Annotated in this window: 11 protein-coding genes and 1 tRNA gene; 1 reads left to right on the top strand and 11 read right to left on the bottom strand. The window is 73.3% G+C overall.

Annotated elements, in window-relative coordinates; genetic code table 11:
• Positions 1-11: 11 nt before the first annotated feature.
• The 3 genes from selA to ACTOQ3_RS36425 form a co-directional block, all read right to left on the bottom strand.
• Positions 12-1310, bottom strand: coding sequence for an L-seryl-tRNA(Sec) selenium transferase (gene selA / locus ACTOQ3_RS36415; RefSeq protein ID WP_440088054.1), 1299 nt, complete (start codon positions 1308-1310; stop codon positions 12-14).
• 404 nt (positions 1311-1714) lie between these two features.
• Positions 1715-2149, bottom strand: coding sequence for a DUF5980 family protein (locus tag ACTOQ3_RS36420; protein ID WP_440088056.1), 435 nt, complete (start codon positions 2147-2149; stop codon positions 1715-1717).
• A gap of 463 nt (positions 2150-2612) precedes the next feature.
• Positions 2613-2705 (bottom strand) — tRNA-Sec (locus ACTOQ3_RS36425).
• An 85-nt stretch (positions 2706-2790) separates the two neighbouring features.
• Between ACTOQ3_RS36425 and selD the strand changes: the two genes are divergently transcribed.
• Positions 2791-3837, top strand: coding sequence for a selenide, water dikinase SelD (gene selD, locus ACTOQ3_RS36430; RefSeq protein WP_440088057.1), 1047 nt, complete (start codon positions 2791-2793; stop codon positions 3835-3837).
• An 87-nt stretch (positions 3838-3924) separates the two neighbouring features.
• On the opposite strand, the gene ACTOQ3_RS36435 is transcribed toward selD, so the two are convergent.
• The 8 genes from ACTOQ3_RS36435 to ACTOQ3_RS36470 form a co-directional block, all read right to left on the bottom strand.
• On the bottom strand, positions 3925-4560 hold the full coding sequence (locus ACTOQ3_RS36435; RefSeq protein WP_440088059.1) for a maleylpyruvate isomerase family mycothiol-dependent enzyme: 636 nt from the start codon (positions 4558-4560) through the stop codon (positions 3925-3927).
• A gap of 156 nt (positions 4561-4716) precedes the next feature.
• Positions 4717-5955, bottom strand: coding sequence for an RNA polymerase sigma factor (locus tag ACTOQ3_RS36440; RefSeq protein ID WP_440088061.1), 1239 nt, complete (start codon positions 5953-5955; stop codon positions 4717-4719).
• A gap of 41 nt (positions 5956-5996) precedes the next feature.
• Positions 5997-6311 (bottom strand): YciI family protein, encoded by a 315-nt coding sequence (locus ACTOQ3_RS36445; protein WP_362691217.1) that lies wholly within the window; start codon positions 6309-6311, stop codon positions 5997-5999.
• Between the two features lie 101 nt (positions 6312-6412).
• Entirely contained in the window at positions 6413-7534 is a 1122-nt protein-coding gene (gene nrfD / locus ACTOQ3_RS36450) for an NrfD/PsrC family molybdoenzyme membrane anchor subunit (RefSeq protein WP_440088063.1), read from the bottom strand.
• Between the two features lie 142 nt (positions 7535-7676).
• Complete coding sequence (locus ACTOQ3_RS36455) at positions 7677-8483, bottom strand: 4Fe-4S dicluster domain-containing protein (protein WP_440088064.1); 807 nt, start codon at positions 8481-8483, stop codon at positions 7677-7679.
• Positions 8476-11637: a formate dehydrogenase gene (fdh, locus tag ACTOQ3_RS36460; protein ID WP_440088097.1), complete on the bottom strand. Its 3162-nt coding sequence runs from the start codon at positions 11635-11637 to the stop codon at positions 8476-8478. The genes ACTOQ3_RS36455 and fdh overlap by 8 nt, the downstream gene beginning before the upstream one ends.
• An 80-nt stretch (positions 11638-11717) precedes the next feature.
• Positions 11718-12218, bottom strand: coding sequence for a flavin reductase family protein (locus tag ACTOQ3_RS36465; protein WP_440088066.1), 501 nt, complete (start codon positions 12216-12218; stop codon positions 11718-11720).
• A 9-nt stretch (positions 12219-12227) separates the two neighbouring features.
• Positions 12228-13451 carry a styrene monooxygenase/indole monooxygenase family protein gene (locus ACTOQ3_RS36470; protein WP_440088067.1) on the bottom strand — a complete coding sequence of 408 codons (1224 nt, stop codon included), beginning with the start codon at positions 13449-13451 and terminating at the stop codon, positions 12228-12230.
• Positions 13452-14264: the final 813 nt, after the last annotated feature.

Below are 14264 nucleotides of genomic sequence, written 5' to 3' on the forward strand. Positions count from 1 at the left end.
CGTCCCGGCGGTCACACACGCCGGTCACCCACCCCGAGAACGGCTCCCAGCACGTCGCCGTCCCGGCCGGCGGGCACGGCGCGCAGGTCGAGCAGGAGACGGCCGCCCTCCACCCGGCCGACGACCGCGGGCTCCCCGGTCCGCAGCGGCACGGCGAACCTCTCGGGCAGGCTGATCGCGGCGCTCGGCAGCCTCACGCCCGGCGCCCCGCCGCCGCCCACCGCCGCCTCGCTCGGTACGGCCCTCGCGTCGACCCCGGCCCCGGCCAGCCGGTCGGCGAGCGCGGCGGCGCGCTCGCCCAGCAGCGCGGCGTCGGCGTGCAGGGCCTGGTGGACGGGGGTGGCGGGGCCGCGCAGGGTGGCCTCCAGCGCGGCCAGCGCCAGCTTGTCCACCCGGAGCGCGCGGGCCAGCGGGTGTCTCCTGCACCGCTCGACCAGGTCGCGGCGGCCCAGCAGCAGCCCGGCCTGCGGACCGCCGAGCAGCTTGTCGCCGCTGGCGGTGACCAGGTCCGCCCCGGCCTCCAGGGCGCTCGCCGCGTCGGGCTCGCCGGGCAGCAGCGGCTCCCGCGCGAGCAGGCCGGAGCCGATGTCGGCCACGACGGGCACGCCGAGCCCGGCCAGCTCGGCGGCCCCGACCGAACCGGCGAAGCCCTCGATGCGGAAGTTGGACGGGTGCACCTTGAGGACGAACCCCGTCTCCGGCCCCACGGCCGCCCGGTAGTCGGCGTAGGAGGTGCGGTTGGTGGTGCCCACCTCGCGCAGCCGGGCGCCGGTGGAGACGAGCAGGTCGGGGATCCGGAACCCGTCGCCGATCTCCACCAGCTCGCCGCGGCTGATCACGATCTCCCGCCCGGCGGCGAGCACGGTGGCCACGAGCACGAGCGCGGCGGCGTTGTTGTTGACCACGTGCACGTCTCCCGCGGCGGGCACGGCCCGGGCGAGCGCGTCCATCGCGCCCCGTCCCCGGCGGGCGCGGGCTCCGGTGGCCAGGTCGAACTCCACGTCGGTGTGGCCCGCCGCGGCGGCCGTGGCCCGCACCGCCGCGTCCGACAGGGGCGCGCGGCCCAGGTTGGTGTGGACCAGCACCCCGGTCATGTTGATCACCGGCCGCAGGCTCGCCGGGTACGGCGGGAGCTCCGCCACGGCCGCGTCCGCGACCTCCCCGGGATCGAGCCCGCCCTGGCGCGCGCGCCGCTGTGCCCGTACCACGGCGTCCTTGACGATGGCCCGCCCGAGCCGCCCGGCCGCCGCGACCAGCCGCGGGTCGGCGAGGACGGCGTCGGTGCGCGGCACGAGCCTGCGTGGATCCACTCTTCGAACATAAGCGGAGGCGGGCGGGAATCGAACCCGCCAGGCCGGGGACCTGGGCTTCAACGACTTCGAACGCGCCACCGCCACGACGGACACCCCGTCCGCCGAGACGCCGCGCGACGCCGGTCCGGTGCGGTGGTGTCTCGCCGGCCCGATGCTCGCCGACCGCCGCGACCGGTACGGCACGGGCGTCACGTGGGCGAACGGATCCCCGCAGGGGCGACCGGCCGCCGGTGCCCGCCGCCGGAAACCATCACCCGACCCGGTGATGGTTTCCGGTCTCAGCGCCGGCCGGTCCCTGTTTGGCACGTCATCGGTTCCGGGCCACGACCGATCACGTCGGATGCCGGAGCGGTCGTGGCGGCGGCTGATTCACGACCGGGCGGCACGTGCGAAAGGCGAGGCTAGTAGCAGCTCTGCTTCACGTTGATGGTGACGGGGTAGGACTGGGTCTCCGTACCGTCCGAGGCCGTCACCAGCGTGGTGTACACCCCGACCGGGAGCGGCGGGATCGATATATGGACGAAGCCGTTCACTGTCGTCGAGCCGTCGTCGGGGTCGGGGTAGTTGGATCCGGGGGCGATCGGTGTGCCGCCCATGCTGGTCGCACCGGGGGGCAGGTTCTGCAACGCGATCTGGACGGTCGTCGACCAGGTTCCGACGACCGCGGCGATGAAGTACGTGCCGGGGTGGCCGCCGCTCGACGTCACGCAGATCTGCTGTCGGAAGTCGCGCAGTTCCCACGTCGCCGCCGAGGCCGGTGTGGTGCCGGCCAGCGCGAGCGCCAGCCCGGCCGTCGCGCCGAGTGCCAGCCTGGCGGCACGGTGGATCGTTTTCACGGCTGCCTCCTTGGTACTTGTACTCCGGACGCTTACTTACACCGTCAATTATTGACATTTAAAGGATCTATCGCAAGTTTCTGTTTGATTTAGAAACTTTCGTCCTTTGGCAGCGCATCCTCGTCGAAGCGGAAAAGGAACAGTGGCCGTCGGACGCCGGCTGATCGTCGGCTATGGCGCATTCGAGTGTCAGGGCGCCGACACCGTCGGCCACGACAACCGGTGCATCCGGCAGGGGCTCACCGACGGGCTTTCCCCTGTTCAGGTTCCCGATACGCGTCTCGCCTTCGGTATTCGCCGGTTGACGACGACAGACGTACCGTCGTCGCGCTTGCCGGTGACCACCCCAGAGACGTGGTGGGGGCTTCCGTCAAGGGCTTTCCGACGGATTCACCCGCGCACGGGTTCCATGCACGAACGGCTTCCGGCGTTCCGCCCGCGGTGCCGGCGATTTCCCGTACGGCGGAGGCGGACGGGAATCGAACCCGCCAGGCCGAGGATCTCGGCCTCGACGATTTTGAAGACCGCGGGGGCCACCAGGCGCCCATACACCTCCGAGGGGAAACATACTCGCGAGCGGGTACGTGCACCGGAGCGGCATGCCGGACGGCGGCGTGCGGATCCACCAGGGGAGACACGGTATGACAGACACCACCGCGGAGCGGGACCTCACTCTCCCGGAGCGGGGCGCGGTGCGGCTGACCCGGTACGCGCACGGGGGCGGCTGCGCCTGCAAGATCCCGCCCGGCGAGCTGGAGGCCGTCGTCGCGGGGCTGCTGGAGGAGGCGGACGGGCCGCCCCCGCGCTTCAACGGCGAGCTGATCATCGGGTTGGACGACGGCGACGACGCCGCCGTGGTCCGCGTCGAGGGCGGCCGGGCGATCGTGGCCACCGCCGACTTCTTCACCCCCGTGGTGGACGACCCCTACGACTGGGGGCGGATCGCGGCGGCCAACGCCCTGTCGGACGTGTACGCGGTGGGCGGCGAGCCGCTGGTGGCGGTCAACCTGCTCGGCTGGCCCCGGGACGTACTGCCGATGGAGCTGGCCGGACAGGTGCTGCGCGGCGGCCTGGAGGTGGCGCGGGCGGCGGGCTGCCACGTCGCGGGCGGCCACAGCGTCGACGATCCCGAGCCCAAGTACGGGATGGCCGTCACCGGGCTCGCCGATCCCGAACGGCTGCTGCGCATCGACGGCGGCCGGGCGGGCCTGCCGATCTCCCTGACCAAGCCCCTCGGCGTCGGCGTGCTCAACACCCGGCACAAGGCGACCGGCGAGGTCTTCCCGCAGGCGGTGGCCGCGATGACCACGCTGAACCGCGACGCCTCCCGGGCGGCGCTGGCCGCGGGCGCCGGATGCGCCACGGACGTGACCGGGTTCGGCCTGCTCGGCCACCTCTACAAGCTGGCCAGGGCGAGCGGCGTCACGGCGGTGGTCGACGTGGCGGCCGTGCCGTACCTGGCCGGGGCCCGCGAGGCCGTGCGGGACGGCTACGTCAGCGGCGGCACCCGCCGCAACCTGGCGTGGGTGGCGCCGCACCTGGACCCGGGCCGCCTCGGCGAGGAGGACCTGCTGCTGCTCGCCGACGCCCAGACCTCCGGCGGACTGCTCGTGGCGGGCGAGGTCCCCGGCGCACCGGTCGTCGGCGAGCTCGTCCCCCGCGAGGGTCGGGCCCTGCGGCTGCGCTGACCGGCCCGGACCCGGATCGGTCCCGGGCCTGCCCCAGGCGGGCCCGATCCAGACCGGACCGGGCCCGGGGCGGGTGACGCTCGGCCGCTACGCGACGAACCGGTGGCTCGGCTCGCCGCGCAACCGCCCCTCCGGCAGCTTCCGGCCGCACAGGACCAGGATGAGATCCTGCGCGGCCCCGTACACCGGCGTCCCCTCCCCGATGGACCAGTCGACATCATCGGCGCGCAGCTCGATCCCCCGGATGTCGACCCCGAAGAACTTGAGGCTCTTCGCCGCCTCGAAGCCCCCCAGCACGATGCGCAGCCGATCCTCGGGGACGTGCCGGTCCAGGCCCAGGGGCAGGGTGAAGTCCAGGCCGTGGATCACCTCGTGGGTCAGCGCGCCCTCGAATCCGCCGCCCGGCGGCTTCCACGCGAAGTCCGCGTTGTCCCTGAGCAGCGCGGTGAGCTCGCCGGACGACAGGGCGGCCGCGTCGCGCCGGGCGCACCGGTCGGCCATCCTGGCGAAGTTGCCCCGTGACCTGAGCATCTCGATCACTAAGCGTGCGGTCGAGTAGTGGAACGGCATCGTCATGTGGGCCACGACCTCCCGTACCCGCCACCCGGCGCACAGGGTCGGCTCGTCCCACCTGCGCTCCGGCAGGCCGGCGAGCACGTCCGCCAGGTCGCGGCGTTCGGCGGCGATGGCCTTCCTGACCTCGCTCTCCGTGGTCCCCGTCATCGCCGCTCCCCCGGTCGTGTGCCCCCGGCCGCGTCGCACGACGTCGCCGCATCCATTGGTAGGTCCATCGGTGTCCTCTTCTCCAGATTCCCGGGAATTCCAGGAAGGTACTCGCCCTACCGACGAACGAGCCCGGCGCCGACGGACACCCCGGGGCTACGAACCGGTGACCTCGGCGAGCCGGCGGCCGAGGTAGCGGCGTTCGGTGTCGGTCGCCGCCAGCTCCAGCGCCTCGCGGTAGGCGTCCGCGGCCTCCGCGGCACGGCCCAGGCGGCGCAGCAGGTCGGCCCGGGTCGCCGGCAGCAGGTGGTATCCGGCCAGCGCCCCCGACTCCCCCAGCGCCTCCACCAGCTCCAGCCCCGCGGCCGGTCCCGCGGCCATCCCCACCGCCACCGCCCGGTTCAGCTCCACCACCGCGGACGGCGTGAACCGCGCGAGCTGCCCGTACAGCGCGGCGATCTGGGCCCAGTCGGTGCCGGCCGCCTCGGTCGCGGTGGCGTGGCAGGCGGCGATGGCGGCCTGCACCTGGTACGGGCCCGGGCGGCCGCGCCGCAGGGCGCGGCCGAGCAGCTCCTCGCCCTCGGTGATCGCGGCGGTGTCCCACAGGGTGCGGTCCTGCTCCTCCAGGGTGACCAGGTCACCGGCCGCGTCGAGCCGGGTGGCGCCGCGGGCGTCGTGCAGCAGCATCAGCGCCAGCAGCCCCACCGCCTCGGGTTCGTCGGGCATCAGCCCCGTCAGCACACGGGCCAGCCGGATCGCCTCGGCGCTGAGGTCGCGCCGCAGCAGGTCGGTGCCCGCCGTGGCCGAGTACCCCTCGCTGAACAGCAGGTACAGCACGGCCAGCACGGCGGGCACGCGCTCGGGCAGCAGGTGCGCGGGCGGCACCCGGTACGGGATCCCGGCGTGCCGGATCTTCTGCTTGGCCCGGAGCAGGCGCTTGGACATCGTCTGCTCACCGACCAGGAACGCCCTGGCGATCTCCGCGGTGGTCAGCCCGGCCAGGGTGCGCAGGGTGAGCGCGACCCGGGCCTCCAGGGCCAGCGCCGGGTGGCAGCAGGTGAAGATCAGCCGCAGCCGGTCGTCCGGCACGCCGTCGTCCTCCCACACCGGTTCGGGTTCGTACGACATGGCGGCCACCTCTCGCAGTTTGGCGGCGCCGACCGCCTCGCGGCGCAACCTGTCGACGGCCCGGTTGCGCGCGACCGTGGTGAGCCACGCGCCGGGCCTGCGCGGAACCCCGTCCTCGGGCCAGCGCCGCAGGGCCAGCGCGAAGGCGTCCTGCGCGCACTCCTCGGCGAGGTCCCAGTCGCCGGTGACCCGGATCAGGGTCGCCACGACCTGCCCCCACTCGTCCCGGAACGCCTGGGCGACCGCCGCCTCGACCTCCGTCGTCACACCGGCCCCCCTCACACCGGCCCCCGTCACTCCGCGGCCGGTCACGACGGCAGGAGCGGCCGGATCTCGATCGAGCCGTAGCCGGAGGCCGGGTGCTTCGAGGCGATCTCGATGGCCTCGTCGAGATCGGCGCACTCGATCATGCAGAACCCGCCCATCTGCTCCCTGGTCTCGGCGAACGGGCCGTCGGAGAGCAGGACCGCGTCGTCGCGCACCCGCACGGTCGTGGCGTCGGCCGGTGGCCGCAGCCCGGCGCCGCCCCGCAGCACCCCGCGGCGTTCCATCTCCTCCGACCATCCGCCGCAGCCGTCCATGGCGTGGGCCGCCGCGGACTCGTCACCGCAGATCAACAGCATGTACTTCACGCGTCCTCCTTCTCGGGGCCCTTCGCGGGCCGCCCCCATGGTGCCTCTCCACCGACCCGACGAACGGGAACACCGGGAAAAGACGCCGTCGCTCAGGATTTCCCGCCCGCCTGGACCCGGGCGGTCCTGCCCGCCTCCAGGCGTTCCCGCTGGGGCACCACCGTGTACTTGGGGTCGGCGGCCGAGGCCTTGCCCGCGGCCAGGACACCGAAGCGGGTGCAGACGGCACCGGCGGTGAGGGCGAGGCCGGACAGCGCGGTGAGGGCGCCGAGGGCACGGCCGCGCCCGGCGACCGTGGCGAGCAGGGCGCCGCCCACCGTGAGAGCGCGGGCCGCCCGCATCAGGCGGCCTGATCTGCCCAGCCGGTACGGCTCGCCGACCAGGCCGAGCCGGTGCTCCATCACCGCGCCCGCGACCGTCTCGACGGCGGCGCCCAGCACCGCGGTGACGCGGGCCGGGCCCGCCTCACGGCGCGGGGTGGTCAGCATGCCCGCGGCGCCCGCCCCGGCCAGCGCGCTCCCGGCGAACAGGAAAGGCAGCTCGCGGTGGGCCTCGTGCCAGGCGGGCACCGCGGTGTCGGCGACGAGCACGGCGGTGTACGTCGACATCAGCGGCCCGGTCACCACCGCCGCCAGGGCGGCCGCGTCGCCGAGGACGGCCAGGGCACGGGCGCCCCTCACCGGAGGGACGGGGATCCGCGGGGCGGACCGAACGGGGACCCGCAGGCCGGACCAGCCGGAAATCCGCAAGACGGACCGGTAGGGAATCCGCAGGCCGCCCCGATCGGGAATCTCCGCGACAGACCGGCCGGGAACCCGCGAGACGGACCGGCCGGTGACGAGCGCGGAGGCGGCCGCGAGGACCGTCAGGCCGCTGTGGGCGGCCAGGAGCCAGGAGCCGACGCTCATCGGCGAGGTGGGCTTGAACACGCGCAGCATGTTGAGGAACCGCTCCGGCCTGCCGAGCTCGGCGACCAGGAGACCGGCACCGGCCGCGGCACCGGCGGCCGCGGTCACCCTGGCGGTGAGCGCGAGCCGGTCATGCCCGGTGAGCGTCGCCACGGCGGAGATCACCGACGCGGCACCGGACGTTCCGCCCAGGTAGAGGTAGAGCGGCATGTGGGGTTCGTGCCAGATCGGGGCCTTGATGATCGGCTGCCCGTAGTAGGAGCGGAACTCGGCCTCGGGCACCATCGCCTCCTCGCCGCGCCTCACCGCGACCACCCCCGCCCCTGTCCCCGTCCTTGTTCCCGTCCCGGCCCATGGCCGTCCACGCGGCCCCCGGACGGGCGCGTCACCGGTGTCTCCCCGCCCCCGGCGAGAAGACACCGGCCGGGAGGGATCCCGGACCCGCCCATCACCGGCCCTTTCCCGCGCCCAGGAAGGACACCGCCACCACTCCGGCCAAGGAGAGCGCCGCCCCGGCCGCCCAGCGCCACATGGCGGGCAGATCCCTGGTGGTGACCACCGGATCGGGCGGCAGGCCGTACACCTCGGGCTCGTCGAGCAGCAGGAAGAAGGCCCCGTCCCCGCCCACGCCGTCGTCAGGACTCGCCCCGTACAGGCGGGCCTGCGGCCTGCCCTCGCCGTGCAGCCGTTCCACCCGTTCCTCGGCGCGGGCCCGCAGCTCGTCCAGCGGCCCGAACTGGATGGAGTCGGTGGGACAGGCCTTGGCGCAGGCCGGCTCCAGCCCGCCGAGCTGGCGGTCGTAGCACATCGTGCACTTGAACGCCCGGCCGTCGCGCTCCCTGCGGTCGATCACTCCGTACGGGCAGGCGGGCACGCAGTAGCCGCAGCCGTTGCAGACGTCGGCCTGCACCACCACCGTGCCGAACTCGGTGCGGAACAGCGCCCCGGTCGGGCAGACGTCCAGGCAGGCGGCGTGCGTGCAGTGCTTGCACACGTCCGACGACATCAGCCATCCCTCGATGCCCTCCTGTGTGCCCTCCTGTGTGCCCTCCTGGCCGTTCCCGCCGCCCGGCTGCTCGATGAAGGCCACGTGGCGCCAGGTGTCGGCCCCCAGGCCGCCCGTGTTGTCGTAGGAGGTGGCGCGGAAGACGAACCCGTCGTCGGGGACGTCGTTCCACTCCTTGCAGGCGACCTCGCAGGCCTTGCACCCGATGCAGATGCTCGTGTCGGTGAAGAACCCCATCCGCTCAGCCATCGCGGTACTCCTCGATCAGGTCGAGCAGCGCCCCGCCCACAGGACGCCTGCCCGGCCGCAGGTCACAGGTCATGGCCTTGCTCTCCTGAATGTAGACGTTCGGATCGAGTACGAGGGGCATCAGGTCGTTGACGGCGTCGCCGGTCACCAGGCCGCCGCTGCCCCAGCCCCAGTGGTAGGGGAGGCCGATCTGGTGGACCGTCCTGCCCTGCAGGCGCAGCGGGCGGACGCGCCCGGTCACCAGGACGCGGGCCTCGATCGCGGAACGGGACGTCACGATCGTCGCCCAGCCCCCGTTGACCAGCCCCAGCTCGGCGGCGAGCGCCGTCGACACCTCGCAGAACAGCGCCGGCTGCAGCTCGGCGAGGTAGGCCAGCGGCCGGCTCATGCTCCCCGCGGTGTGGTGCTCGGTGAGCCGGTAGGTCGTGAGCACGTACGGGAAACGCGGCGAGCCCGGCGGGTTGTAGGGACTCTCGGGACGCCGGTAGGTCCGGCGCGCCGGGTTGGCCCGCTGCCCGTACAGCGTGTTGCGCACCGGCGACTCGTGCGGCTCGTAGTGGGCGGGCAGCGGCCCGTCCGCCAGGCCCGCCGGGGCGAACAGCCAGCCCTTGCCGTCGGGCTGCATGATGAACGGGTCGGTCCCGGCCAGCGCGGCCTCGGCCAGGGCGCCCTCCGGGGGCAGGTAGCCGGGCGGTTTGTCCCTCTCGAAGTCCGGCACGTCGAGACCGGTCCACTCCCCCCTCTCTCCCTTGTCGGGGTCCCACCACACGTAGGCCTTGCGCTCGCTCCACGGGCGGCCCTCGGGGTCGGCGGAGGCCCGGTTGTACAGAAGGCGCCGGTTCGCGGGCCAGGCCCAGCCCCATTCGGGCGCGACCCTGTCCTGCTCGCCGGCGGGCCTGCGCCGGGCCGCCTGGTTGACCTCGTCGGCGTGCACCCCGCAGTAGATCCAGCAGCCGCACCGGGTGGAGCCGTCGGGCTCGAGCTCGGTGTAGGCCGACAGGGCCCGCCCGTCGGGGCCGGTGCCGTTGATCTCGCGCAGCACCGCCCGCGCCGACGGCTCGGCGTGCTCGCCCTCCTCGGGGTAGTCCCAGGTCAGCTCGCGGACCGGCCGGTCGATCTCGTCGCCGGTCATCAGCCGCCTGATCCGCTTGCCCAGGTGGTAGTAGAACGACAGGTCGCTGCGGCAGTCGCCCGGCGGCTCGAGCGCCTTCTCCCGCCACTGCAGCAGCCGCTGCGTGTTGGTGAAGGTGCCGTCCTTCTCCACGTGGCTCGCGGCGGGCAGGAAGAACACCTCGGTGGCGATGTCCTCGGTGCGCGTCTCCCCGGTCTCCAGCTCGGGGCCGTCCTTCCAGAACGTGGCCGTCTCCACCAGGGTCAGGTCCCGCACCACCAGCCAGTCGAGGTTGGCCAGGCCCAGGCGCTGGGCCCGGCCGCCCGAGGAGCCGACCGCCGGGTTCTCCCCCACCACGAAGTAGCCCTTCACGGTGCCGTCGATCTGTCCCATCACGGTGGTGAAGTGGCCGTGGTCGCCGGTCAGGCGCGGCAGGTGGTCGAAGCGGAAGTCGTTCTCCTCGGTTGCGGCGTCGCCCCACCACGCCTTGAGCAGGCTCACCATGTAGCAGCGCTTCCTGCCCCAGAAGCCGGTGTCGGCCCCGGCCTTGGCCAGGTAGTCGTCGAGCCCCTCGTGCCGGTGGGCGTGCGGCATCGGCAGGTACCCCGGCAGCAGGTTGAACAGGGTGGGGATGTCGGTGGAGCCCTGGATGCTGGCGTGGCCGCGCAGCGCCATGATGCCGCCGCCGGGGCGGCCGATGTTGCCCAGCAGCAACTGCAGGATCGAGGCCGTGCGGATGTACTGCGCGCCCACGGTGTGCTGGGTCCAGCCGACCGCGTACGCCCAGGCGGTGGTGCGTTCCCTGCCCGAGTTCGCGGTGATCGCCTCGGCCAGCTCGGCGAAGCTCTCCCGCGAGATGCCGCACAGCTCCGCCACCGTCTCCGGGGTGTAGCGGGCGAAGTGCCGCCGCAGGATCTGGTAGACGCAGCGCGGGTGGCGCAGCGTCGGGTCCATGGGCGGCCTCGACGGCGCGGCGGCGCCGCCGGAGCCGTACTGCTCCGGGCCCGCCGCCTCGGCGTGCCGGGGTCCGCCCTCCAGGTGCTCACCGTGCTCGCCGCCGGCCGCCTCCTCCACCCTGCCCTCGCCGCCCTCGTACGCCCAGCTCGACGGGTCGTACGCGCGCGTCTCGGGGTCGAAGCCGGAGAACAGCCCGTCCAGGTCCTCGGTGTCCCTGAAGTCCTCGGAGATGATCGTCGAGGCGTTGGTGTAGGCCAGCACGTACTCGCGGAAGTCCAGCTCGTTGGCGAGCACGTGGTTGATCAGCGCGCCGAGCAGCACGATGTCGCTTCCCGCGCGGATCGGCAGGTGGCGGTCGGCGATCGCGCTGGTGCGGGTGAAGCGCGGGTCGATGTGGAACACCTTCGCCCCGCGCGCCCTCGCCTCGACCACCCACTGGAACCCCACCGGATGGCATTCGGCCATGTTGGAGCCCTGGATGACGATGCAGTCGGACTCGGCCAGATCCTGCTGGAAGTCCGTGGCACCGCCACGCCCGAAGCTGGTCCCCAGACCGGGGACGGTGGAGGAGTGTCAAATACGGGCCTGGTTCTCCACCTGGATCGCGCCGAGGGCGGTGTAGAGCTTCTTCATCAGGTAGTTCTCTTCGTTGTCCAGCGTCGCCCCGCCCAGGCTCGCGATGCCCATGGTGCGCCGGACCGTCCTGCCCTCGAACTCCTGCTGCCAGGTCTCCCTGCGGGTCCGCACCACCCGGTCGGCGATCATGTCCATCGCCGTCTCGAGGTCGAGCGGCTCCCAGTCGGTGCCGTGCGGCCGCCGGTAGAGGACGCGCGTCTGCCGGCCGGGATGGGTGACCAGCTGCTTGCTCGCCGAGCCCTTGGGACACAGGCGCCCGCGCGAGATGGGCGAGTCCGGGTCGCCCTCGATCTGGGTGACCCGGCCGTCCTTGACGTAGACCAGCTGGCCGCAGCCGACCGCGCAGTACGGGCAGATCGACCGCGCGACGCTGTCGGCCTCCTCGGTGCGGGGCCGCAGCGCGTCGGTGCGCGCCGAGCGCGCGGCGTCGCCCCTGGCGTCCTCTCCCATGAGCTGCCGGATCACCGGCCAGCGGGAGATCCCTCTCCCCCGTGTCACACCCGGGCCCTACCCCGCCCCGCCCGCCCTAATCACCTGGCGGGTTCGCAGAGCGCCATCTCACGGTCCGGCGCGGAGAAGGCCCGGTAGTTCCCCGAGTGGAAGATCAGCGGCTCGCCCTCCTCCCGCCGGAAGTGCTCGACCTCCCCGACGAAGATCAGATGGTCGCCCCCGTCGTAGGTGGCCACCGCGCGGCAGGCGAAGTGGGCGACGGTCCCGGCGAGCACCGGCACCCCGCCCGGGGCGAGACGGGTCTCCACCCCGGCGAACTTGTCGGGCAGCGGCGTGGCGAACCGCCGCGACAGGTGCTCCTGGCCGGCGGCCAGGACGTTGACCGCGAACCGCCCGGCCTCGGCGAAGGCCGGCGCGCTCGGAGCGCGCCGGGACAGGCACCACAGGACCAGCGGCGGGTCGAGCGAGACGGAGGTGAAGGAGTTGACGGTCACGCCCAGCCGGTCACCCCGCGAGGTGGCGGCGGTGACCACCGCCACCCCGGTGGCGAACTGCCCGAGGGCCTCGCGCAGGGATCTCATGACGTCCCCTCACTTCCCGGCCCGGGCCAGGTACTCGGCCGCGCCGGCCGGGTCCAGGAACCAGCCGGCGTAGTCGGACGGGTCGTCGAAGCCGTTGACGAAGCGGGAGGCCACCTCGGGCAGCCCGCCCGCGGCGCCGAGGATCTCCAGCACGTGCGGCGGCGGGGGCGCGAGGAGCGCGTTCGTCCAGGTGGTCACGTGCCGGGCGTCCAGCCAGTAGCGCTCGAAGACCCGCTCCATCCACGCCGCGTCGTACGGCCGCTCGCCGCGCTCGAGGATGGCGGACAGGTAGGAGGCCGCGCACTTGGCGGCGTTGTTGGAGCCCTGCCCGGTGATCGGGTCGTTGAGCACGACCACGTCCGCCACGCCCAGGACCTGGGCGCCCGACGGCAGCGTCGCCACCGGCCTGCGCACGACCGGGGTGAAGCGGCCGGACAGGACGCCGCCCTCGTCGGTGAGCTCGACGCCCGCGGCGCGCTCGGCCTCCCACGGCAGGAACGTCTCCAGGATCCGCCTGCTCATGGCCAGGTGCTCGGCCGGGGTGCCGGCATCGGCCCAGCAGTCCATCGGCCCGCCGGGGACACCCTCGAACACCATGATCTCGCAGGGGCCGGTGACGGTGAGGGCGGGGAACACGAAGTACTCGCCGACCCCGGGGATCACGTTGAAGCACACCGCGGAGTAGTCGGGCCGCGGCGCGAGGCCGTTGACGTAGGTGAGGGCGAGGGCCCGCTGCGGGGCGCGGTACGGCGAGCGCGGCGCGTCCCGCTCGAAGAGCGAGGCGATCGGCCCCTTGCCCGCCGCGACCAGGACCAGGTCGTACTGGGCGGCGTAGTCCTCCAGATCCTCCACGGTCGCGTCGTGGATGACGATCTTCCCGCCGAGCCGCTCCACCTCGGCCATCCAGGCGGGCATCTTCAACCGCTGGTCGACCGAGCGGGCGGGGGTGTCGAGCCGCGCGGCCCAGCGGATCGCCGGGTCACCGCCGGGCCCGGCCACCGCGAACTGGATCCCGTCGATCGGCGGGCAGCCGTCCGCCCACAGATCCAGGCCGAGGTCACGCTCGTGGCCGAGGGCGGTGCCGAACATGGCCTGGCTGGACATGACCCGGCCGCCCCGGATGTCCTCCGGGGTCCGGTTGGAGACGACGGTGACGTCGTAGCCGTTCCGCAGCAGGCCGAGGGCGAGGTGGAGGCCCGCCTGACCGGCGCCGACGACGAGGATTCTGCGCATGGTGACGTGTCCTTTCAAAGAGGATCCGAAGGCTTCGGGGAAGCCTTGAGGAGGCTTCGAGGAAGCGGGGGAACGATCGAGCGGCGCCTGGTGAAAAGGTACGACGGACGCCGCCGCCCGTGCCATCCGCTCAGCGCGGGTTCCATCCATCTGGCGCGGATCTCCCCGGGCCCCTTCCCGGAGTCGCCGCGAAGTCGCCCCGAAGTCGTCACGGATGCGCCACAAGCCCCGCCCGCGGAGTCGTCACGGGACGCCGCGAGGCCGAGGACGACGAAAACACTCAGGCGTTGGCATTCTTCGGCACCGACCAGGTCGACGAACGCGTTCGCGTGCGGGCAACCGGTCGCGGTAGGCCAGTGCCCGGCGCCGGTGAGCAGTCACCGTGTTCTTCGCCAAGGCGCACCGATCGAGGTGCGTGCCGAACGCGGCCAGCGCCACTTCCGCGGCGGTCGCCACCGATCCCGGCTCCAGGCCGGGCCGGATCGCTCCCACGTTGCCGGCTCCGGCGCCACCCCAATCAGCAATGCGGTTGTCGACCGGGCGACCATCCCAGTCGTCGACCAGGTTGCCGGCCTAGCCGTCGCCACCACCGTTGATCTTGTCGTTGGCGCTCGAGGTCGCCCTTCGGGCTCCCGCTGCTTCTTATCCGGGAAGTTTTTCCGGCGTTGGCCCTGCCCCATCCGGGGTTATCCGGGGAGTAGCGGCTCGCGGCAAGGCTCTCGCCCGCGTCCACATCCGGACATGCCGCGACCCGTACGAAATGAGCGCCGTCGAGCACGGTCCGAGAGCAGGCTTGCCCGGGCGGGCCGGAGA

The organism is Streptosporangium sp. LJ11 (assembly GCF_051918945.1).
Classification (GTDB): Bacteria; Actinomycetota; Actinomycetes; order Streptosporangiales; family Streptosporangiaceae; genus Streptosporangium.